Annotated in this window: 18 protein-coding genes and 1 tRNA gene; 3 read left to right on the forward strand and 16 right to left on the reverse strand. The window is 71.2% G+C overall.

What is annotated here, in order from left to right; translation table 11 throughout:
* Positions 1 to 107: 107 nt before the first annotated feature.
* From N8N77_RS02450 to N8N77_RS02490, 9 genes are all read right to left on the reverse strand, one after another.
* On the reverse strand, positions 108 to 872 hold the full coding sequence (locus N8N77_RS02450; protein WP_261164364.1) for an amino acid ABC transporter ATP-binding protein: 765 nt from the start codon (positions 870 to 872) through the stop codon (positions 108 to 110).
* Complete coding sequence (locus N8N77_RS02455) at positions 869 to 1,723, reverse strand: amino acid ABC transporter permease (protein ID WP_261164366.1); 855 nt, start codon at positions 1,721 to 1,723, stop codon at positions 869 to 871. Before N8N77_RS02455 ends, N8N77_RS02450 begins: the two co-directional genes overlap by 4 nt.
* Before the next feature lie 16 nt (positions 1,724 to 1,739).
* Positions 1,740 to 2,630 (reverse strand): ABC transporter substrate-binding protein, encoded by an 891-nt coding sequence (locus N8N77_RS02460; RefSeq protein WP_261164368.1) that lies wholly within the window; start codon positions 2,628 to 2,630, stop codon positions 1,740 to 1,742.
* Positions 2,631 to 2,943: 313 nt separating this feature from the next.
* Positions 2,944 to 3,969: a ketol-acid reductoisomerase gene (gene ilvC / locus N8N77_RS02465; RefSeq protein ID WP_261164370.1), complete on the reverse strand. Its 1,026-nt coding sequence runs from the start codon at positions 3,967 to 3,969 to the stop codon at positions 2,944 to 2,946.
* Positions 3,970 to 4,012: 43 nt separating this feature from the next.
* Entirely contained in the window at positions 4,013 to 4,522 is a 510-nt protein-coding gene (gene ilvN, locus N8N77_RS02470) for an acetolactate synthase small subunit (protein WP_261164371.1), read from the reverse strand.
* A 1-nt stretch (position 4,523) separates the two neighbouring features.
* A complete protein-coding gene (locus N8N77_RS02475) occupies positions 4,524 to 6,317 on the reverse strand; it encodes an acetolactate synthase large subunit (protein ID WP_261164373.1) in 1,794 nt (597 codons plus the stop codon).
* 47 nt (positions 6,318 to 6,364) lie between these two features.
* Positions 6,365 to 8,077 (reverse strand): dihydroxy-acid dehydratase, encoded by a 1,713-nt coding sequence (ilvD, locus tag N8N77_RS02480; protein WP_261164375.1) that lies wholly within the window; start codon positions 8,075 to 8,077, stop codon positions 6,365 to 6,367.
* A gap of 77 nt (positions 8,078 to 8,154) precedes the next feature.
* Positions 8,155 to 8,955 carry a trehalose-phosphatase gene (otsB, locus tag N8N77_RS02485; protein ID WP_261164377.1) on the reverse strand — a complete coding sequence of 267 codons (801 nt, stop codon included), beginning with the start codon at positions 8,953 to 8,955 and terminating at the stop codon, positions 8,155 to 8,157.
* The gene (locus N8N77_RS02490) at positions 8,952 to 10,430 is read right to left on the reverse strand and encodes a trehalose-6-phosphate synthase (RefSeq protein ID WP_261164378.1); all 1,479 of its coding nucleotides are present in this window, start codon (positions 10,428 to 10,430) and stop codon (positions 8,952 to 8,954) included. Before N8N77_RS02490 ends, otsB begins: the two co-directional genes overlap by 4 nt.
* 130 nt (positions 10,431 to 10,560) lie before the next feature.
* Here N8N77_RS02490 and N8N77_RS02495 point away from each other — a divergent pair, with 130 nt between their 5' ends.
* A complete protein-coding gene (locus tag N8N77_RS02495; protein ID WP_261164379.1) occupies positions 10,561 to 10,818 on the forward strand; it encodes a hypothetical protein in 258 nt (85 codons plus the stop codon).
* 15 nt (positions 10,819 to 10,833) lie between these two features.
* Here N8N77_RS02495 and N8N77_RS02500 read toward each other — a convergent pair whose 3' ends face one another.
* The gene (locus N8N77_RS02500) at positions 10,834 to 12,102 is read right to left on the reverse strand and encodes a CDP-glycerol glycerophosphotransferase family protein (protein WP_261164381.1); all 1,269 of its coding nucleotides are present in this window, start codon (positions 12,100 to 12,102) and stop codon (positions 10,834 to 10,836) included.
* 107 nt (positions 12,103 to 12,209) lie between these two features.
* On the opposite strand from N8N77_RS02500, the gene N8N77_RS02505 reads away from it, so the two are divergent.
* The gene (locus N8N77_RS02505; RefSeq protein ID WP_261164382.1) at positions 12,210 to 13,322 is read left to right on the forward strand and encodes a glycosyltransferase family 2 protein; all 1,113 of its coding nucleotides are present in this window, start codon (positions 12,210 to 12,212) and stop codon (positions 13,320 to 13,322) included.
* 11 nt (positions 13,323 to 13,333) lie between these two features.
* On the opposite strand, the gene N8N77_RS02510 is transcribed toward N8N77_RS02505, so the two are convergent.
* The 3 genes from N8N77_RS02510 to N8N77_RS02520 all read right to left on the reverse strand — a co-directional run bounded on the left by N8N77_RS02510 (position 13,334) and on the right by N8N77_RS02520 (position 17,654).
* Positions 13,334 to 14,764, reverse strand: coding sequence for a CDP-glycerol glycerophosphotransferase family protein (locus N8N77_RS02510; protein ID WP_261164384.1), 1,431 nt, complete (start codon positions 14,762 to 14,764; stop codon positions 13,334 to 13,336).
* The gene (locus N8N77_RS02515) at positions 14,761 to 16,029 is read right to left on the reverse strand and encodes a CDP-glycerol glycerophosphotransferase family protein (protein WP_261164386.1); all 1,269 of its coding nucleotides are present in this window, start codon (positions 16,027 to 16,029) and stop codon (positions 14,761 to 14,763) included. Before N8N77_RS02515 ends, N8N77_RS02510 begins: the two co-directional genes overlap by 4 nt.
* 149 nt (positions 16,030 to 16,178) lie before the next feature.
* Entirely contained in the window at positions 16,179 to 17,654 is a 1,476-nt protein-coding gene (locus N8N77_RS02520) for a S1C family serine protease (protein WP_261164388.1), read from the reverse strand.
* Between the two features lie 125 nt (positions 17,655 to 17,779).
* Between N8N77_RS02520 and N8N77_RS02525 the strand changes: the two genes are divergently transcribed.
* Positions 17,780 to 18,982, forward strand: coding sequence for a pyridoxal phosphate-dependent aminotransferase (locus N8N77_RS02525; RefSeq protein ID WP_261164390.1), 1,203 nt, complete (start codon positions 17,780 to 17,782; stop codon positions 18,980 to 18,982).
* 56 nt (positions 18,983 to 19,038) lie between these two features.
* Here the strand turns inward: N8N77_RS02525 and N8N77_RS02530 are convergent, their stop codons facing one another.
* The 3 genes from N8N77_RS02530 to N8N77_RS02540 all read right to left on the reverse strand — a co-directional run bounded on the left by N8N77_RS02530 (position 19,039) and on the right by N8N77_RS02540 (position 20,506).
* Positions 19,039 to 19,839 carry a carbon-nitrogen hydrolase family protein gene (locus tag N8N77_RS02530; RefSeq protein WP_261164391.1) on the reverse strand — a complete coding sequence of 267 codons (801 nt, stop codon included), beginning with the start codon at positions 19,837 to 19,839 and terminating at the stop codon, positions 19,039 to 19,041.
* Entirely contained in the window at positions 19,839 to 20,336 is a 498-nt protein-coding gene (locus N8N77_RS02535; protein ID WP_261164392.1) for a DUF6328 family protein, read from the reverse strand. The genes N8N77_RS02530 and N8N77_RS02535 overlap by 1 nt, the downstream gene beginning before the upstream one ends.
* 96 nt (positions 20,337 to 20,432) lie before the next feature.
* Positions 20,433 to 20,506, reverse strand: a tRNA-Met gene (locus N8N77_RS02540).
* Positions 20,507 to 20,543: the final 37 nt, after the last annotated feature.

Consider the following 20,543-nt stretch of genomic DNA (forward strand, 5'->3'; position numbering starts at 1 on the left):
GTTCCTTTCAGATGCATAGAAGCTATGCCTCCACGCTACGCCTGTCTGAGAGAAAGGGAACGGGCGGGGATCAAACTCTGCGTTCGATCCGGCATAACCTGACGCGGTCAGCGCACCTTGCCGAGGAACTCGCGCGTGCGGGCATGCTGCGGGCGTTCGATGACCTCGGCCGCAGGACCCTCCTCGACCACGACACCGCCGTCCATGAAGATCACGCGGTCGGCCACGTCGCGGGCGAAGCCCATCTCGTGGGTGACGACGATCATCGTCATGCCCTCGGCGGCGAGCTCCCGCATCACGTCGAGCACCTCGCCGACCAGCTCGGGGTCGAGCGCCGACGTCGGCTCGTCGAAGAGCATGAGCTCGGGCTTCATCGCGAGCGAGCGGGCGATCGCCACGCGCTGCTGCTGACCGCCCGAGAGCTCGTGCGGATACGCATCGATGCGGTGGGCGAGCCCCACGCGGGTGAGCAGGGCCCGCGCCTCCTCGTGCGCCTGCGCACGGGGCACGCCCCGCACGCCGATCGGCCCCTCCGAGACGTTCTCGAGCGCCGTCATGTGGCCGAACAGGTTGAAGCGCTGAAAGACCATGCCGATCTTCGCGCGGCGCGCGGCCACTTCCTTCTCGCGCAGCTCGTAGAGCTTGCCGTTGCTCTCGCGGTAGCCGACGTGCTCCCCCGCGACCCGCAGCGCGCCCCCGTCGATGCGCTCGAGGTGGTTGATGCAGCGCAGGAACGTCGACTTGCCCGATCCGCTCGGGCCGATGAGGCACACGACCTCCCCCGGCGCCACGGCCAGGTCGATACCCTTGAGCACCTCGTTGTCGCCGAAGCGCTTGCGCACACCGACGGCCTGAACCAGCGCAGCGGTCATCGGGTCCTCCCGGGCAGGACGCGGCGCAGCACGTCGCCGACACTCGAGGCGTCGCTCACCGAGGAGTACTCGAAGCGACGCTCGATGAAGTACTGGCCGACGCTGAACACGGTGGTGAGGATCAGGTACCAGATCGACACCGTCAGCAGCAGCTCGACCACGAGCAGGTTGTTGGAGTAGATGGTCACCGCCGACAGCAGCAGCTCGCCGTACTGGATCGTGTACGCCAGCGACGACGTCTTGAGCATGTTGATGAACTCGTTGCCGGTGGGCGGCACGATCACCCGCATCGCCTGCGGCAGCACGATGCGGCGCATGGTGCGGCCGGGCCGCATGCCGATCGACTTGGCCGCCTCGATCTGGCCCTTGTCGACCGACGCGATGCCGGCGCGCACGATCTCGGCCATGTACGCGCCCTCGTTGATCCCGAGGCCCAGCAGCGCCGCGAGGAACGGCGTCATGATCGTGTTCGTGTCGACCGAGCCGGCGAAGGGGATCCACACCTCGGGGAAGACCAGCGACAGGTTGTACCAGAGCAGCAGCTGCACGAGCACGGGCGTGCCGCGGAACAGCCACACGTAGCCGCCGGCCACGGCGCGCGCCACGGGGTTCCGCGACAGCCGCATGATGGCGGCGACGACGCCGAGCACGATGCCGAGCGCCTGGGCGGCGACGCTGATGAGCAGCGTGCCCGCCATGCCCTGCAGGATCGTGGGGACCGTGAGGAAGCGCAGGGTCGCGTCGTACTGGATGTCGGCCTGGGAGAAGGCGTAGACGAGCGCGGCGAGCAGAGCGAGCACCACGGCGCCCGTGACCCAGCGCCCCCAGTGGCGCACCGGCACCGTGGTCATCGTCGGCTCGTCCACGTCAGCCGCCGTTGATGGTCGCTTCGTCGACCGCGCCGAGCGGCGTCTCGTACTTCTCGATCAGCTCGCCGTACTCGCCGTTGTCGATGACGGCCTGCACGGCCTGCTGGATCGCGTCGCGCAGCTCGGTGTCCTCCTTGGCCACGCCGATGCCCATCGGGCCGGCCTGCACCTGGTCGCCCACGACCTCGAAGTCCTCGCCATCGCCCGACACGCGCGCGTTGTACGCGGCGACCGGGTAGTCCTGCATGCCCGCCACGGCCCGGCCGTTCTTGATCTGCAGCATGGCCTCGGTCTCGCGGTCGAACGAGAGGATCTCGATCGGCTGCTGGCCGTCGGTCTCGCACTGCGCCGACTGCTCCTGCGCGTAGCCCTCCTGCACCGTGCCGCGCTGCACGGCGATCGTCATCCCGCACAGGTCCGCGATGCCGCTCAGGCCCTCGGGGTTGCCCTTCGGGACGAGCAGGACGGCGCCCGCCATGTAGTAGTCGACGAAGTCGATCTCCTGCTGGCGCTCCTCGTTGTCGCTCATGCCCGACACGATGATGTCGATGCGGCCCGAGTTCAGCTGCGTGATGAGGCTGTCGAAGACGACGTTGTTCCACTCGAACGGCACGCCGAGCTGCTCGCTCAACAGGTCGGTGAGCTCCTTGTCGAAGCCGAGGATGGTCGTGCCGTCCTCGTCGTAGTACTCCATCGGCGCGTACGCGATGTCGCCGCCGACCACGATCTTGCCGGCGTCCTTGATGTCCTGCGGCAGCGCCTCGTACAGCGGCGCCTCGGTGTCGGCGGCCTGCTCCTGAGTGCCGCCCGCGCAGCCGGCGAGGACGAGGGCGGCGGTCGCGCCCGCGGCGGTCAGCGCGAGCGCGCGGCGAAGAGTGGGGATTCGCATGGAGTTCCTCGTGGATCGGTGACGCAAACCGCATCATTCTACGCGGCCGGCCCGAGATCCCCCTGCAGACGCAACTCGGCCCCCGCGCCTCGTGAGCGCGGGGGCCGAGCATGCGGCGATCGGAGGATCAGCGGGCTGCGCTGCCCTCGACCCGCGTCCCGCAGGGACGCCGCGAGCGGAGCGAGCCGACAAGCACCGTCGTGGAACGATTACGGCGAGGTCAGCGCGCTGCGCTGCCCTCGACCCGCGTCCCGCAGGGACGCCGCGAGCGGAGCGAGCCGACAAGCACCGCCGTGGAACGATTACGGCGAGGTCAGCGCGCGGCGCTGCCCTCGACGTAGTCGTCGTCGCTGTTCTTCCAGGAGAAGAGGGCGCGCAGCTCCTTGCCGGTGGCCTCGATGGGGTGCGACTCCTCCTTCTCGCGGAGGGCCTTGAACTCCGGCGCGCCGGCGTCCTGGTCGTCGATGAAGCGCTTCGCAAACGCGCCCGACTGGATGTCGGCGAGCACGTCCTTCATGCGCTGCTTCGTGTCGGCGTCGATCACGCGCGGGCCCGAGACGTAGTCGCCGAACTCGGCCGTGTCGGAGATCGACCAGCGCTGCTTGGCGATGCCGCCCTCCCACATCAGGTCGACGATGAGCTTGAGCTCGTGCAGCACCTCGAAGTAGGCGATCTGCGGCTGGTAGCCCGCCTCGGTGAGCACCTCGAAGCCGGCCTGCACGAGGTGGCTCATGCCACCGCAGAGCACGGCCTGCTCGCCGAACAGGTCGGTCTCGGTCTCCTCGGTGAACGTCGTCTTGATCACGCCGGCGCGCGTGCCGCCGATCGCCTTCGCGTACGACAGCGCGACGTCCCAGGCCTGACCCGACGCGTCGTTCTCGACGGCGATGATGTCGGGGATGCCGCGCCCGGCGACGAACTCGCGGCGCACCGTGTGGCCCGGGGCCTTCGGGGCGACCAGGATGACGTCGACGTCGCTGGGCGCCTGGATGTAGCCGAAGCGGATGTTGAAGCCGTGCGCGAAGGCCAGCGTCTTGCCCGCGGTGAGCTTCGGCGCGATGCCCTCGGCGTAGATCGAGCGCTGGTGCTGGTCGGGCGCGAGGATCATGATGAGGTCGGCCCACTCGGTCGCGTCGGCGACCGACTTGACCTCGAAGCCGTCCTCCTGGGCCTTCGCGATCGACTTCGAGCCCTCCTTGAGGGCGATGGCGACCTCGACGCCGGAATCGCGCAGGTTCTGTGCGTGGGCGTGGCCCTGCGAGCCGTACCCGACGACGGCGACCTTCTTGGCCTGGATGAGCGACAGGTCGGCGTCGGCGTCGTAGAGGATCTCGGTCACTGGTTCTCTCCTTGGTGTTGCTGGTCTGAGTGGAGCGGGTGGGTCAGCCGCGCAGGACGCGCTCGGTGATCGACTTGCCGCCGCGGCCGAGGGCGAGCAGGCCCGACTGGGCGAGCTCCTTGATGCCGAAGGGCTCGAGCGCCTTCAAAAGCGCGTCCACCTTGCCCTTGTCGCCCGTCACCTCGATCACGAGCGCGTCGGGGGCGTAGTCCACCACCTGGGCGCGGAAGAGGTTGACGACCTCGATCACGTTGGAGCGGCTGGTGTTGTCGGCCTTCACCTTGATGAGCATGTGCTCGCGCTGCACGGACGAGGCCGGGTCGAGCTCGACGATCTTGATGACGTTGACGAGCTTGTTCAGCTGCTTCGTCACCTGCTCCAGCGGCAGCTCGTCGACGTCCACGACCACGGTGATGCGCGACAGGCCGGGGATCTCGGTGACCCCCACCGCGAGCGAGTTGATGTTGAAGCCGCGGCGGGCGAACAGCCCCGCCACGCGCGTGAGCAGACCGGGGCGGTCCTCGACGAGCAGGCTCAGCACGTGCGTCGACATCTCAGGCCTCCTCGTCGAATGCGGGCGCGTTGTCGCGCGCGTACTGGATGTAGCTGTTGCTGACGCCCTGCGGCACCATCGGCCACACCATGGCGTCGGCGCTCACGACGAAGTCGATCACGACCGGCTTGTCGTTGATCGCCAGCGCCTCCTGGATCGCCGCGTCCACCTCGTCCTCGCGCTCCACGCGGATGGCGTGGCAGCCGTAGGCCTCGGCGAGCTTGACGAAGTCGGGGATCCGGATGGAGCCGGCACCCGTGTTCAGCTCGGTGTTGGAGTAGCGGCCGTCGTAGAAGAGCGTCTGCCACTGCTTGACCATGCCGAGCGAGGAGTTGTTGATGACGGCGACCTTGATCGGGATGTTGTTGATCGCGCAGGTCGCGAGCTCCTGATTGGTCATCTGGAAGCAGCCGTCGCCGTCGATCGCCCACACGACGCGGTCCGGCTGCGCGACCTTCGCGCCCATCGCGGCGGGCACGGCGTAGCCCATCGTGCCGGCACCGCCCGAGTTCAGCCACGAGTTGGGGCGCTCGTACTTGATGAACTGCGCCGCCCACATCTGGTGCTGGCCCACGCCCGCCGCGTACACGCCCTCGGGGCCGGTGAGCTCGCCGATCCGCTGGATGACGTGCTGGGGCGCGAGCAGGCCGTCGCTCGTGGGCGTGTAGCCCAGCGGGTACTGGTCCTGCAGGCCGTGCAGGTAGGCCCACCACTCGTCGGTGTCGGCGCGCTCCGTGACGCGCAGTGCGGCGTCGAGGTCGACGAGGACGTCCTTCAGGTCGCCCACGATCGGCACGTCCACGGCCTTGATCTTGCCGATCTCGGCCGGGTCGATGTCGACGTGCACGATCTTGGCGTGCGGGGCGAACTGGCTCGCCTTGCCGGTGACGCGGTCGTCGAAGCGCGCGCCGAGGGCGACGACGAGGTCGGCCTCCTGCAGCGAGAGCACGGCCGGCACCGACCCGTGCATGCCGGGCATGCCGAGGTGCTGCGGGTGGGAGTCGGGGAACGCCCCGCGCGCCATCAGCGTGGTCACCACGGGCGCGCCGCTCGTCTCGGCGAGGGTCTTCAGCTCGGCCGCGGCGCGGGCGCGGATCACGCCGCCGCCCACGTACAGCACGGGCTTCTTCGCCTCCGCGATGAGGGCCGCGGCGGCCTGGATCTGCTTGCCGTGCGCCTTGGTGACGGGCCGGTAGCCCGGCAGGTCGTACCTGGGCGGCCACTCGAAGGTGAGCTCGGCCTGCTGCGCGTCCTTGGTGATGTCGACGAGCACGGGACCGGGGCGCCCCGTGGTCGCGATCTCGTAGGCCGCCGCCAGCGCACCCGGAATGTCCTCGGCCGTGCGCACGAGGAACGAGTGCTTGGTGATCGGCATCGTGATGCCGACGATGTCGGCCTCCTGGAACGCGTCCGTGCCCATCAGCGTCGAGAACACCTGCCCGGTAATCGCGAGCATCGGCACCGAGTCCATGTAGGCGTCGGCGATGGCCGTGACGAGGTTGGTCGCGCCGGGGCCCGAGGTGGCGATCGCGACGCCGAGCTTGCCGCTGGACGAGGCATAGCCCTCGGCGGCGTGGCCGGCGCCCTGCTCGTGACGCACGAGCACGTGGCGCAGCTTCTGCGCCGACATCAGGGGGTCGTAGACGGGAAGGATCGCGCCCCCGGGCAGGCCGAAAACGTCGGTCACGCCGAGCATCTCGAGCGAGCGGACGACCGCCTCGGCGCCCGTGAGCACGGGCGCGTTCGCGGTGCGGGCAGGCGGCCGGGGCACGGCCGAGGCAGTGTCGGATGACATGTACATGCTTCCTGGATCTGAGATGCGGGGCTGGTCGCGGACGCGCGTCAGCCCGTCGTGGCGCCCTCCGCCGCGGAGCGGACGAGCTTCGAGTACTTCGCCAGAACACCGCGGGTGTAGCGCGGAGGCAGGGGCTCCCAGCCGGAACGGCGGGATTCGAGCTCAGCGTCGTCGACGAGTAGGTCGAGAGTGCGAGCCGCGATATCGACCCTGATCAGATCACCATCGCGCACGAAGGCGATCGGACCTGCGTCCACCGCCTCGGGTGCAATATGGCCGATGCACAGGCCGGTTGTGCCGCCGGAGAATCGACCGTCCGTCAAGAGTAGTACATCCTTGCCGAGCCCAGCGCCCTTGATGGCCGCAGTGATCGCGAGCATCTCGCGCATGCCGGGCCCTCCCTTGGGCCCCTCGTAGCGGATGACGATCACGTCGCCGGCGCCGATCTCGCCGTTCGCCAGGGCGTCCATGGCGGCGCGCTCGCGCTCGAACACGCGGGCCGGGCCCTCGAAGACGTCGGCGTCGAAGCCGGCCGACTTCACCACGGCGCCGTCGGGGGCCAGCGACCCGTGCAGGATCGTGATGCCGCCGCTGGCGTGGATCGGGTCGTCGAAGCGGTGGATGACCTCGCCGTCGACCGGGTCGGGGTTCAGCTCGCGCAGGTTCTCGGCGACGGTCTTGCCCGTCACGGTGAGCGCGTCGCCGTGCAGCAGCCCCTCGTCGAGCATCGCCTTCATGATGACGGGGATGCCGCCGTGGCGGTCGACGTCGTTCATCACGTACTTGCCGAACGGCTTCATGTCGGCCACGTGCGGCACCCTGTCGCCGATGCGGTTGAAGTCGTGCAGGCTCAGCTCGACCTGCGCCTCGCGCGCGATCGCGAGCAGGTGCAGCACGACGTTCGTCGATCCGCCGAGCGCCATCGCGAGCGCGATCGCGTTCTCGAAGGACTCCTTCGTGAGGATGTCCTTCGTCGTGATGCCCTGGCGCAGCAGGTTGACGACGGCCTCGCCGGAGCGGTGCGCGAAGTAGTCGCGGCGGCGGTCGGCGCTGGGCGGCGCGGCCGAGCCGGGCAGGCTGAGCCCGAGCGCCTCGGCGACGGACGCCATGGTGTTGGCGGTGTACATGCCACCGCACGCGCCCTCACCCGGCGCGAACGCGCACTCGATGCGCTTCAGGTCCTCCTCGCTCATGAGGCCGGCGCGGCAGGCGCCCACGCCCTCGAACGAGTCGATGATCGTGATGTCCTTCTCCGTGCCGTCGCTGAGCTTGACCCAGCCCGGCGCGATCGATCCGGCATAGAGGAACACGCTCGACAGGCCCAGGCGCGCGCTGGCCATGAGCATGCCGGGGATCGACTTGTCACACCCGGCCAGCAGCACCGTGCCGTCGAGGCGCTCGGCCATGATCACGGTCTCGACGCTGTCGGCGATGACCTCGCGGCTCACGAGCGAGAAGTGCATGCCCTCGTGACCCATCGAGATGCCGTCCGAGACGCTGATCGTGCCGAACTGCAGCGGGTAGCCCCCACCCGAGTGCACGCCCTCCTTGGCGCCCTGCGCGAGCCGGTCGAGGCTCAGGTTGCAGGGGGTGATCTCGTTCCAGCTCGACGCGATGCCGATCTGGGGCTTCTCCCAGTCCTCGTCGCCCATGCCGACCGCACGGAGCATGCCCCGTGAGGTGGTGGCCTCGATCCCGTCGGTGATGACGCGACTGCGGGGCTTGATGTCGATAGATGCGCTGGGGACTGCTTCGGCCATGATCCCGAGTCTAGGCGCGCGCGAACCGTGCCCCGTGACGCGTGTGCGATCCGCTGCGACCGCCGCGCGACGGCCGGTCAGGATGCGCGCAGATCGGCCAGTTCGGCGAGCAGGTCGGCGAACTCGCGGGCGTCCTGCACCCGCACGCTCGCCGCGGTCTCCCCCGGGCCCACGCGCACGCCGAGATCGTGCGGCTCCAGGCTCGCCAGCGCGTCCTCGTCCGTGACGTCGTCGCCGGCGAACAGCACCGCCGTCGCGCCCGTGTCGGCGCGCAGCCGCGCCACCGCCGCGTCCTTGCCCTCCTGCCGCCAGGAGTACTCGATGAGGTTGTGTCCGGAGCGGCGGCGCCAGTGCGGCGCCTCCCGCGAGACGAGCGCGTCGACGACGCCCTGCACGCCCGGCGCCAGCTCGCGCGGCGTGAGCCGCGTGTGCACCGCGAATCCGTGGGTCTTCTTCTCGATCCACGCGCCCTCGATGCCGTCCACCAGCTGGCCCGCCTCGTCGGTCAGCCGCCGCAGCAACTGCTCCTCCTGCGCGTCGTCGGCGGCCGCCGCCGCCTCGGCCTCGACGACGGCGGCGTGCGCCGGGCGCCAGTACTCCACGCCGTGGGAGCCCGCGAGCCAGACGAGCGAGTCGTCGTCGTGCTCGGCGATGACGCGCAGGTCGGGCAGGCTCCGCCCCGAGACGAACGCGACGACCGTGTCGGGCAGCGCCGCGATGCGCGCCACCGCGGCCGCCGATTCGGGCAGCGCGCGCGCCGACATCGGGTCGTCCTGCAGCAGGGCCAGCGTGCCGTCGAAGTCGAGCGCGACGAGGAGGCGCTCGGTGTGCGCGATGCGGGTGAGCGCGGTGCGCCAGTCGTCCTGCGTGTCTGTCATTCGCGAGGCTTCTTCCTGAGGGTCGGCTTCACTTTCACGTCGACGGGGATGGGGTCGCCCGTGGCGCGCTTGCGTCGGACCGCGTCCACCGCCCGGAGGAAGCTCTGGCCCCACGCCTCGACGTCGTTCTCGAGCACCTTGCGGCGAAGCGCCCGCATGCGGCGCGACTGCTCGGCGGCCGGCATGTTGATGGCGCGCAGGATCGCCTCCTTCATGCCGTCGATGTCGTGCGGGTTCACGAGGAGCGCCGTGTTGAGCTCGTCGGCGGCGCCGGCGAACTCGCTGAGCACCAGCACGCCGCGGTTGTCGGTGCGCACCGCCACGTACTCCTTCGCGACGAGGTTCATGCCGTCGCGCAGAGCCGTGATGAGCATGACGTCGGCGGCCAGGTACAGCGCCACCATCTCCTCGCGCGGGAAGCCCTGGTGCAGGTAGCGAACGGCGGTGTGGTGCATCGTGTCGTAGTCGCCGTTGATGCGACCCACCGTGAGCTCGATCTCGTCGCGCAGCTCCTGGTACGCCTCCACGCCCGGGCGGCTGGGGCTGGCGATCTGGACGAGCGTGACCTCGCCCACGGTCACCTTGCCGTCGTCCAGCAGCTCGCCGAACGCCTTCAGGCGATGGCGGATCCCCTTGGTGTAATCGAGCCGGTCGACGCCCAGCAGGATCTTGTCGGGGTTGCCCAGCTGCTCGCGGATCTCGGCGGCCCGGGCCCGCACCTCGGGCCGCTGCGACAGCTCGATGAACGCCTGCGCGTCGATCGAGATCGGGAATGGCGCAGCGATCACGCTGCGCGATCCGCCCTCGGGGGTCGGCACCGCGATCTCGCTGGCCCGCGTCGGGTAGCGGAAGATGCGCCGCACGGAGCGCTGGAAGTTGCCGGCGTCGGCCACGCGCTGGAAACCGAGCACGTCGGCGCCCAGCAGCCCCTCGAGCACCTGGCGGCGCCACGGCAGCTGGGAGTACAGGCCGTATGCCGGGAAGGGAATGTGGTGGAAGTACCCGATGGTGAGGTCGGGCCGCAGCTCCCGCAGCATCTGCGGCACGAGCTGCAGCTGGTAGTCCTGAACCCAGACGAACGCCTCGTGCTCGGCCGCCTCCGCCGCCGCCTCGGCGAACCGGCGGTTCACGCGCACGTACGCGTCCCACCACGACCGGCGGTACACCGGCGCCGCGATGACGTCGTGATAGAGCGGCCAGATCGTGCCGTTCGAGAAGCCCTCGTAGTAGTCGTGCAGCTCCTGCGCCGACAGCCGCACGGGCACGAGCAGCGTGCCGTCGAACTCGAACGGATCCATCTCGAGGTCGGCCTTGCCGCCCCAGCCGACCCACGCCCCATCGGTCTTCGCCATCACCTGCTCGAGCGCGGTGACGAGGCCGCCGGGCGAGCGCCGCCAGGTCTCGCTTCCGTCCGCCTCCGTCACACGATCGACGGGCAGACGATTGGCGACCACGACGAGATCGGCCTTCTGCATGACTGTCTCCCTTGCCCCGGGGTTCGTCCTCTGTCCCGGGTCGCCATTCGCTCCGGGACCGTCCTTCTGCCGGGATCGCCAGGCTATCAGCGAGCGCGTGTCGGGCACGTTGCGCGCTAGCGTGGTTGACATGGGGATGCGGAAGTATGTAGCAGGGACAGGAATCGTCGGCGCCGTGCTCAGCGGCATCTCGCTGCTCCGCGGCGCCGGTGAGCAGCCGTTCACGTGGCGCGTGGCACTGCAGTGGCTGAGCTGGGCCATCACGTTCGCGCTCGCCATCGGCATGGTGCGCGACATCCGGCGCGCCAGCCGCGGTCAGATGGTGCCCGACGACTCGCCCATCAGGGGCAAGGAGTCGCGGTACTACCACCCGCGCGCGGCGAAGTAGCCGCCGGGGCGGGCGTCAGTCCTCGCCCTCGTCGTCGCCCTCGTCCGGGGCGACGTCCTCGTCGGTGCGGGTGTGCCACGCCTCCCACTCGCCCATGAGGCGCTCGATCGCCGCGTGGAAGCGCTGCGTGGGCGCGCCCGGTGCGGTGTCGCCGAAGTAGTGGCGCACCCAGTGCTGCAGGCGGGCCGTGGCCTCCGCGTCGCTGCGCACGCGCTCGACCTGCGCGATGACGTCGGCCGCGTCGCGGGCGTGCAGCCACTCGCACGCGCCGAGGTAGCCGCCCTCGTCCACCTGGGCGCGCTCGTCCACCGGTCGCGTGACGAGCAGTGGCCGGCCCGCGGCCAGCCGGTCGTAGACCATCGCCGAGATGTCGACGATGGCGACATCCGCCGCCGCCAGCTGCCATCCCAGCTCCGGCCGGTCGTCGTACACATGGTGCGCCGAGGGGTCGGCCTGGTTCGCCGCCCGAAGGGCGCGGATGATGCGCCGGTTCGCCTCGCCGAACTCCGGGTCGACGACGCCGCTGCGCGGGTGCGGGCGGTAGATCACGCGGTAACGGGGATCGGACAGCAGCGCGGACACGAGCGCCTCGCCGTGCGAGCGCACCGAGCCGTAGAAGGCGGCCGGACGGTCGCCCTCCCATGTGGGGGCGTACAGCACCACCGTGCGGTCGTCGGGCTCGTAGGGAACGACGCCCGAGTAGTGGTCGGCCTGGGGGCGGCCGATCTCGATCGTGCGCCGCTCGACGTCGTAGTCCCACAGCGTGCGCGACAACCGGTCGCGCGCCGCCTGACCGGCCACCAGCGCGTAGTCGTACGCCTTGTACTGGTTGGTCGTCATGTACATCTTGTCGGACTCGCCGTGGTTGATGAACACGTGCCAGCGGCGCCCGTAGCGGAACATCTGGAAGTTTCGCGTGTTCTGGTTCACGTACAGCACGACGCGGATGTCCTGGCGACGCAGCAGCCGCTCGATGCCGCGCACCTCGGGCACGAAGGCGACCGGCAACGCCCCGTCGGCGATGAGCGCCTGTGCCCCGGCGGCGTTGCGGGCGAGCACCAGCACCGGCCACGTCTTGGCCAGCTCCTGCAGCGGCTTGTACCACTGGCGCATCTGGTACATGTTCACGTCGCTGTCGGCGAAGTAGACGGCGATCTGGTACCGCCCCCGCTCGAGCGGCCCTCGCTCGGTCAGCGCGGCCCGGACGGCACGGTATGCGTTGCGGCCCTTGACCGCTTTGCGCACCAGGTCGACGGCCTTCTTCGCATCTCTCACGACTCCCACACCCTCCACGCTATCCGGGCGGACTGGAATCGCCCTGGGCGGGCGACGGCCCGGGCGCGTCACCGGGCATCACGGGTCACGCATGCGGCGCATGCGATGATCGAGCCATGCACAGCGTCCCGGAGACCGGCCGCGCCCGCGTCCCCCGGCGCAGCGCCCCGGTGCCCCCGCCCGGCAGCGGCGTGTCGTTCGTCATGCCGGTGCTCAACGAGCGCGCCTACCTGCGCCGGGCGGTCGAGACCGTGCTCGAGCAGCAGGTCGACGGCCCCGTCGAGCTGGTGCTGGCGCTCGGTCCGTCCTCGGACGGCACCAACGACCTCGCCCGCCAACTGGCCGAGGAAGACGAGCGGATCGTGCTCGTCGACAACCCCGCCGCCGACATCCCCGTCGGGCTGAACCGCGCGATCGGCGCGAGCCGGTACCCCACCATCGTCCGCGTCGACGCGCACTCCGAGCTCGCCCCGGGCTACACCGCCCGCGCGCTCGAGACGCTGCGGCGCACGGGCGCGGCGAACGTGGGCGGCGTCATGCACGCCGAGGGCCGCACGCCTTTCCAGCGAGCCGTGGCACGGGCCTACAACTCCCCCATCGGCCTCGGCGGCGGCGCGTACCACGGCGGACGGCGCGAGGAGGAGGCCGAGTCGGCCTACCTCGGCGTCATGCGCCGCGCCGTCATCGAGGAGGTCGGCGGGTTCGACGAGACGATCCGCCGCGGTGAGGACTGGGAGCTGAACCTGCGCATCCGATCCGCCGGATACCTCGTGTGGTTCGATCCCGAGCTGTCGGTGACGTACTGGCCGCGCGACAGCTGGGTGCGGCTGGCGCGGCAGTTTCACGCCACAGGCACGTGGCGCGGTGAGCTGGTGCGCCGCTACGGGCTGCGCAACTCGCTGCGCTTCTTCGCGCCCCCGGCGCTCGTGCTCGCGGTGCTCACCGCCGTCGTCGTCGGCCTGCTGCACCTGACGCGGGCGCTGGCCGGCACGTGGGCGCTCATCGCGGCGCTCGTCTACGTGCCGGTGCTCGCCTACATCGGGCTCGTGGCGCTGGTCGCGGCCGGGAAGGGCGGCGGCCGGGGCTGGCGTGACAAGCTGTGGACCCTCGCCGTGCTGCCGACGATGCACCTCGCATGGGGCGTCGGCTTCCTCGGCGGCGCCCTGCGCGGCGCCCACGACACCGTGGACACCTCCCGCCTCTCGGGCCGCAACACCCCGCTGCCGTAGCGCGGGCCGCCTCAGGACCGCTCGATGAAGCCCTGATCGAGCAGGCGCGCCACCACCCGCTCGGAGGCGTGGCCGTCGTCGCGGGAGTTGAACTGTTGGCGCCACGCGTCGTAGCGGTCGGCGTACGCCGACGGCTCCTGACCGAGCGCGCGCACGAGATCGTCGTACGTGCGCACGAGCGGGCCGGGCGCGCGCGCGGCGAGGTCGAAGTAGAAGCCCCGCAGCTCGCCGCGGTAGTGCTCGAGGTCGGGCACGAGGAAGTACATCGGCTTTCCCGTGGCGGAGTAGTCGAACATCACCGAGGAGTAGTCGGTGACGAGGGCGTCCGCGACGAGCAGCAGGCTCGCCGTGTCGGGGTAGCCCGTCACATCGATCACCCGGGGCCCGGCGACATCGTGGCCCGGCTGCAGGGTGCGGGAGTGGCCGCGCACCAGCACGACCGACCCCGTGTCCGCCGCCAGGCGCGCCGGGTCGATGAAGTCGACCATCTCGGCCCGGTCGTCCCGCCACGTCGGCGCGTAGAGCAGCACGCGCTCGTCGGCGCGGATGCCCAGCGCCGCGCGCACGTGCTCGGCCGTGCCGGTCACGAGCACGTCGTTGCGCGGGTAGCCCTCGACCCACACCGGTCGCCCGAAGAACGCGTATGCCTTGCGCAGGATGCGCTCGGCATACGTGTTCTGCGCGAGCAGCACGTCCCAGCGCCGTGACTCCTTGACGACGGCACCCCAGCGCCGCGGCTGGAAGCCGGACCGGTGCAGCGCCAATCGCTTCAGCGGCGTGCCGTGCCACGTCTGCAGCACCCGCTGCCCCGGACGGCGCACGAAACGCCGGCGCAGCCAGTCGTTGACGATGAGCAGCCGGGCCACACCTCGGGCGCGCCACCACTCGGGTGTGCCCTCGATGACCGCCACGGCGCCGTCGGGCACGTGGACCGAGCCGTCGCGCACGCTCCAGTAGCGTGTGACGCCCGGCGCGACCCGCGCGATCTCGCGGTCGAGCGCGAGCGGGTTGCAGCCTGCGGCGCTGCCGTAGAAGCTCTCGAAGAACACGGCGTTCTCCAGGGGGTCGGCCCGCGAGGCGTACCGCAGCTCCAGAGCGCGCTGGCCCTCCGCCGAGCTGTACGCGGGGTCGACCGGCGCGCCGATCTCCACCCGGTCCTCGGCGGCCGAGGCCCGCAGGCCGGGCAGCATCGTGGCCGGCAGGCTCAGCGCCACGCGCACGCCGTCGATCTCGACGCGATACGACCCCGACGGCAGCGGCAGCTCCGGCCCGCCCCAGCGCGCCGCCGTGAGCGGAAAACGCGCCTTCCACGTCTTGCCGCGCCCCGTGAGGCGCCCCGTCACCGCGGCGCGGGGTCCGATGAGCGCCGCCCGCTCGGGTCGCGCGCCCTCGCCCTCGATGAGGAGCGCGGGTCCGTCGGGAATGAACCGGGCCGTCGTCATTCGCTGCCTTCCCTCGGCGGTCCGTTCCGCCCATCCAGTCGCGCCCGCACGAGGTCGTACAGGCGACGGGTGTTCCGTCCGTCACGATACGCGTGCACGCGCGCGCTGAGCGCCTCCGCCCGGGCGACGCGCTCCTCGCGCTCGTCGGGGTCGGCCAGCACGACGTCCAGCTGGTGCAGGAGATCCCGCCACGACCTCGCGGGGTCGGGCCCCGCCACGTCGGCGTACGTGCCATAGAAGCCGCGGCGCGCGGCGTACTCCTCCTCGTCCGGCGCGAGGTACAACACCGGCAGCGGCACGAGGGCCGCGTCGTAGGCGAGCGAGGAGTAGTCGGTCACGAGCACGTCGACGCCGGGCAGCGCGGCGGTCACGTCGCCCAGCACGTCCGACCCGAGCGGGCGCACGCGATCCGTCGCGAACGGCGGGACGTACTCCCCCGCTCCCAGGCGGTGCGAACGCACGAGCAGGACCGCGTTGTGACGCTCGAGCGTGGCGCTGATCAGGTCCCAGTCCTCCGCCGTCGGCACCGCCGGATCGGGTGCCCCGTCCCGCCACGTCGGCGCGTACAGCACCAGGCGGGTGTCGTCGCCCAGCGGCCCCACCGCCGCGCGGATCGCCGCACGGGCCCGCGACCGACGCTCCGTCGCCGTGCCGGCCGAGAGCGGGTCCACGCGCGGCTCGCCCGTGACGACGACCCGTTCCCCCGACAGCCCGAACGCCGACTCCAGGCGCCCCCGCACGAGGTGCGACGCGGCGGGCAGCACGTCGATGCGGCGTTGCGAGGCCCGGTACAGCACACCGAGCAGGCGGCTGATCGCCGCCGCCGCGAAGGGAAGAGGGCTGCGCAGCGTCTCGGGGGAATCGAGGCCGATTCGCTTAAGCGGGATGCCGTGCCACAGCTGCACGACGAACGCACCCGAGACGGCATACGGGTTCACGTCGCCGAGTCCGTATGCCACGACGAGCACCCGCGCGCGGGCCGTGGCCCAGAAGCCGCGCAGGGAATCGCGCCGCAGGGTCGGGATGCCGCGCGCTGCCGCCTCGCGCTCCTCGTCGTCGGAGCGCACGAGCCACACCGCGTCGAGCCCGTCGGCCGCCGCGACGTGCCAGAGCGCGAGAGGACCGTCGCCGATCCCGGCACCGCATCCGAAGACCCAGCGCTCACCGCGCGGCACGACGAGAGTGACGAGGCGCCCCAGCAGGTAGAGCGGAGCCCGGAGCAGTTTGGCCGCGTTGCCCGCACCGAACGAAAACGAAGACGCCACATCGCGAGACTATCTCGCGAGGCGGCGTCCCCGACGCAGTGCCGACTCCCCCAGGCTCGCGAGACGATCTCGCGAGGCGGCGTCCCCGACGCAGTGTCCCCCAGGCTCGCGAGACGATCTCGCGAGGCGGCGTCCCCGACGCGAGCGCCCTACTCGAGGGTGCCCAGCGTCACGTCCACCGTGTGGGCCTCGCCGTCGCGCACGTAGGTGAGCGTGGCGTCGCTGCCGCCCGCGGCCGCACGCACCTGGGCGGTGAGGTCGGTCGAGCTCGTGATCGGCACGCCGTTGAACTCCGTGACGATGTCGCCCTCGCGCAGGCCGGCCTCCGCGGCGGCCCCGCCCTGCACGACCTCCGCGATCATCGCGCCCTCGATCTCGGCGTCCTCGTAGGCCGCGGCGCTCGTGACGCTGGCGCCCAGCAGGCCGTGGCTCGCCGCGCCGTTCTCGATGATCTCGTCCGTCACGCGCTGAACGACGTTCGACGGGATCGAGAACCCGATGCCCACCGAGCCGGACTCCTCCGAGGTGCTGCCCGACGCGGTAGCGATCGCCACGTTGATGCCGATCAGCTGCCCCTCCGAGTTCACGAGGGCACCGCCGGAGTTGCCGGGGTTGATCGCCGCGTCGGTCTGAATGACGGCGATCGAGATCGTCTCGTTGGCGCTGCCCTGGTTCTCCTCCTGACCCGGAATGTCGAAGAAGAACGGCGAGTCCTCGCCCGATCCCTGATCCGAGTCCTGCTCCTGGTCGGCGCTGTCCGGCGCGGCGGCCGAGGCGATCTGGATGCTGCGGTTCAGGGCGCTGACGATGCCCGTCGTGACGGTGTTCGGCAGCCCGAGCGGGGCGCCGATCGCGACCGTCGTGTCACCGACGTTCAGCTCGGAGGAGTCGGCGAACTCGATGGGCGTCATACCCTCCGCGCCCTCGAGCTTGATGACGGCGAGGTCGTACACGGGGTCGGTGCCGACGATCTCGGCATCGTAGATGCGGCCGTTCGCGTCGGTCACCCGGATGGCGCCGTCCGCCGAGGCACCGCCCAGCGTCACGACGTGCGTGTTGGTGACGACGTAGCCGTCCTCGCTGAGCACGACGCCCGTTCCGCTGCCGCCCGCGTCCCCGGTCGTGACCGAGATCGTCACGGTGCTCGGCAGCGCCTCGGCCGCGATCGCTGTGGCCTCGTTCACCGAGCCCGGGTTGTTGACGGTGATGGACGACGGGCTCTCGGCACCGCCGCCCGCGGCGGGAGCCCACAGCTGCGAGCCGGCGTACGATCCGCCCAGGCCCGAGGCGCCGCCGACGACGGCCGCCGCGACGAGCGCGCCGACCAGAAGGCGGCCGCGGCCCTTGCGCTCGGCGGGCCGGTCGGTGGTGCCCTCGCCCGGCGCGCGGTCCTCGGGGGCGATGTACGGCGGCAGCTCCGTCGTCGTGCCGGTGAGCGGGGTGGTGGGGTGCTCGTCGGTGCGGCCGGTCGCCCACGGCTGCGAGAGCGTCGGGGGCGCGGCGTGCCGCGCGGCGGCGTCGGCTGCCGACATCACGGGCCGCGGCGGGACCACGTGCGACGCACGCTCCTGAGGGGTGCCGTTCTCGGCCGGGGCGCTGCCGGTACCGGGTGCCTGGTTGTCCATCGGGTGCTCCTTCTGACGAGTCCCCTCCAGGGTGATCCGCCAACCTTTGCGCTTCCTATGTCCCGCTTCTGACGTCTCCGTGAGGCCGGAACGACCGCCCGGGGCGCCGACGGTAGCCTGGAACGATGCGATCCGTACCCGGCGCCTGGCGGCGCACCGCCGCCGGGGCAGGACTTCTCTCCGACGACGGCTCGGTCGCCGCCACCATCTTCGCAGAGATGTCGGCGCTTGCGGCCCGCACGGGCGCCGTCAACCTCGGCCAGGGCTTCCCCGACGAGGACGGCCCGGCGGAGGTGCTCGAGGCCGCCCGACGCGCCATCGCCGACGGCGCCAACCAGTACCCGCCCGGCCGGGGCGTCCCCGCGCTGCTCGAGGCCATCGCCGCGCACCAACACCGCTTCTACGGCATCGAGCTGGACCCCGCGACGGAGGTGCTCGTGACGGCCGGGGCCACCGAGGCGCTCGCGGCCGCGCTGCTCGCGCTCGTCGACGGCCCGGACGACGAGGTGGTCGTCTTCGAGCCGTACTACGACTCCTATGCGGCCTGCGTCGCGCTCGCCGGGGCCACGCTGCGCACCGTGCCGCTGCGCGCCCCCGACTTCCAGCCCGACCTCGACGAGTTGACCGCCGCCGTGACCGACCGCACGCGCGTCATCCTCGTCAACGACCCCCACAACCCGACCGGAGCGGTGTTCTCGGCCGAGACGCGGGCGCTCATCGCGCAGCTGGCGGAGCGGCACGACGCCGTCATCCTCACGGACGAGGTGTACGAGCACCTCGTGTTCGACGGGCGGCACGTGCCGATGGCGACGCTGCCGGGCGCGAGCCGGCGCACGCTCAGCATCTCGTCGGCGGGCAAGACCTTCCGCACCACCGGGTGGAAGATCGGGTGGATCACGGGTCCCGCCGAGCTCGTCACGGCAGTGCTGACCGTGAAGCAGTATCTGACCTACGTCAACGGCTCACCGTTCCAGCCGGCCATCGCCGTGGGATTGGGCCTGCCGGACGCGTTCTTCCGCGGCCTCGCCGAAGACATGCGCCGCAAGAAGGACGTGCTGGGCGCGGGCCTGCGCGCCGCCGGCTTCGCGGTGTTCGATCCGCAGGGCTCGTACTTCACGGTCGCCGATGCCGCGCCACTGGGCGCGCGCGACGCGGCGGAGTTCTGCCGCGCCCTACCCGACCGGGCCGGCGTGGTCGGTGTACCGCTGACCGCGTTCGTCACGCCCGCGCGTCGACCCGAGTACGGCACCCTCGTGCGCTTCGCCTCGTGCAAGCGGATCGAGGTGCTGCAGGATGCCGCGGCGCGTCTGGCGGCCGCGCCGGCCTGACACCGGCCCCGAAGCGCTGGCGGGGACCGGTCCCCCGCCGCGTCTGGACGAGCGTCTCAGCGGCGCGGCACGACGCCGTAGCGGCGCATCTCCAGCGCGGGATTGACCGCCCGGGTGCGCCGAATCGCGTCGGGGTCGAGCCAGGCGATCGCGAGCCCGGGCTCCGCGCCCAGCCCGGCGAGGGCGACGCCCTGCGGGTCGAGCACGGCGGAGCGCCCGACGCCGATCGGCGCGGGATGATCCGCCGCCGCGACGAAGACGGTGTTCTCGATGGCGCGGGCGGCCAGCAGGGTCGTCCAGTGGTGCTCCTTGAGCGGGCCGCGCACCCATTCGGCCGGTACGAGGATCACCTCGGCGCCCGCGTCGACGATCATGCGGGAGATCTCGGGGAAGCGCAGGTCGTAGCAAGTCATGAGGCCGAACGCGAGGCCGTCCACCGCGAACGTGTGCGGCTGCTCGGGCGCGCCCGGCTCGACCCAGTCGGACTCCCGCTGCCCGAAGGCGTCGTACAGGTGCTGCTTGCGATACGCCGCGATGACCCCCGACCCGTCCACGGCGACCGCGGTGTTGCGCACGCGGCCGTTGTCTCCCGTTTCGATGAGGCCCGCGACGAGCGTCATGTCCAGCTCGGCCGCCAGGGCCCGCAGCCGCGCCGTGAAGGGCCCATCGACGGGCTCCGACTCGCGCGCGAGGGTGGGATCCATCGGATTGACGAAGTAGCTGGAGTACTCGGGGAACAGCGCGACGCGGGCGCCGCATGACCGCGCCTCGCGCGCGAGCCTGTCGATTTCGCTGAGGTTGCCCGCCTTGTCTGCCGTGGGCGCGAACTGCCCCACGGCGATGCCGACCGCCGCCATCACGACACCTCCCCCGCTCGCCGCGCGCGCAGCACGAGCGGCACGAACAGCCACAGCACGAGGACGAACGCCGCCAGCAGCGACGCCGCGAGCCACGCCGCAGCATTTCCGAGCACGACTTCGAACACGAAGCCCACCACGCCCACGAGCAGCGCCGAGACGATCACCAGGGCGGTGAGCAGCGCGACGTGCCCGTACGAGACGATCGTGCGCTTCATGCCGCCGCGGAAGGCGATGCGATGCAGCGCGACAGGCGCGAGCGCGATGACGGCGCTCAGCCCCGAGAGGGCGACGAGCACGAGGTAGAACGTGCGCTGCCCCTCGTCCAAATCGGCGAACGCCGGCTGGAACGCCAGGGCCAGCAAAAAGCCCGTGATGATCTGCGTGCCCGTCTGCAGCACGCGCAGCTCCTGGAGCGCCTCGAGCCAGTTGCGGTCGTAGCGCTCCGCGGGCGTCTCGTTGCGGTACTGCGCGCTTTCCTCGGCCGGGCTGGGCATGCGCCCATCCTCCCATGAGCGCGCCCGAGGCCGTCGCGCTTCCCGTTCCCGACATGGCAGAAGGCCCGGATCCAAGGGATCCGGGCCTTCTTCTTGTTGCGGGGGCAGGATTTGAACCTGCGGCCTCCGGGTTATGAGCCCGGCGAGCTACCGAACTGCTCCACCCCGCGGCACAAGAGATAAGCCTAGCACGGGATTCACGAGTGC

Origin of the sequence: Microbacterium sp. Marseille-Q6965, assembly GCF_946151065.1 — a bacterium.
Classification (GTDB): Bacteria; Actinomycetota; Actinomycetes; order Actinomycetales; family Microbacteriaceae; genus Microbacterium.

Coding starts and splice junctions, on each gene's coding strand:
- N8N77_RS02535 (WP_261164392.1), bottom strand. CDS start 20,336: ATGCCCAGCCCGGCCGAGGAAAGCGCGCAGTACCGCAACGAGACGCCC.
- N8N77_RS02510 (WP_261164384.1), bottom strand. CDS start 14,764: ATGACGACGGCCCGGTTCATTCCCGACGGACCCGCGCTCCTCATCGAG.
- ilvN (WP_261164371.1), bottom strand. CDS start 4,522: ATGTCGACGCACGTGCTGAGCCTGCTCGTCGAGGACCGCCCCGGTCTG.
- N8N77_RS02475 (WP_261164373.1), bottom strand. CDS start 6,317: ATGTCATCCGACACTGCCTCGGCCGTGCCCCGGCCGCCTGCCCGCACC.
- N8N77_RS02490 (WP_261164378.1), bottom strand. CDS start 10,430: ATGCAGAAGGCCGATCTCGTCGTGGTCGCCAATCGTCTGCCCGTCGAT.
- N8N77_RS02460 (WP_261164368.1), bottom strand. CDS start 2,630: ATGCGAATCCCCACTCTTCGCCGCGCGCTCGCGCTGACCGCCGCGGGC.
- N8N77_RS02530 (WP_261164391.1), bottom strand. CDS start 19,839: ATGGCGGCGGTCGGCATCGCCGTGGGGCAGTTCGCGCCCACGGCAGAC.
- ilvD (WP_261164375.1), bottom strand. CDS start 8,077: ATGGCCGAAGCAGTCCCCAGCGCATCTATCGACATCAAGCCCCGCAGT.
- N8N77_RS02495 (WP_261164379.1), top strand. CDS start 10,561: ATGGGGATGCGGAAGTATGTAGCAGGGACAGGAATCGTCGGCGCCGTG.
- N8N77_RS02450 (WP_261164364.1), bottom strand. CDS start 872: ATGACCGCTGCGCTGGTTCAGGCCGTCGGTGTGCGCAAGCGCTTCGGC.
- otsB (WP_261164377.1), bottom strand. CDS start 8,955: ATGACAGACACGCAGGACGACTGGCGCACCGCGCTCACCCGCATCGCG.
- N8N77_RS02455 (WP_261164366.1), bottom strand. CDS start 1,723: ATGACCACGGTGCCGGTGCGCCACTGGGGGCGCTGGGTCACGGGCGCC.
- N8N77_RS02505 (WP_261164382.1), top strand. CDS start 12,210: ATGCACAGCGTCCCGGAGACCGGCCGCGCCCGCGTCCCCCGGCGCAGC.
- N8N77_RS02525 (WP_261164390.1), top strand. CDS start 17,780: ATGCGATCCGTACCCGGCGCCTGGCGGCGCACCGCCGCCGGGGCAGGA.
- N8N77_RS02520 (WP_261164388.1), bottom strand. CDS start 17,654: ATGGACAACCAGGCACCCGGTACCGGCAGCGCCCCGGCCGAGAACGGC.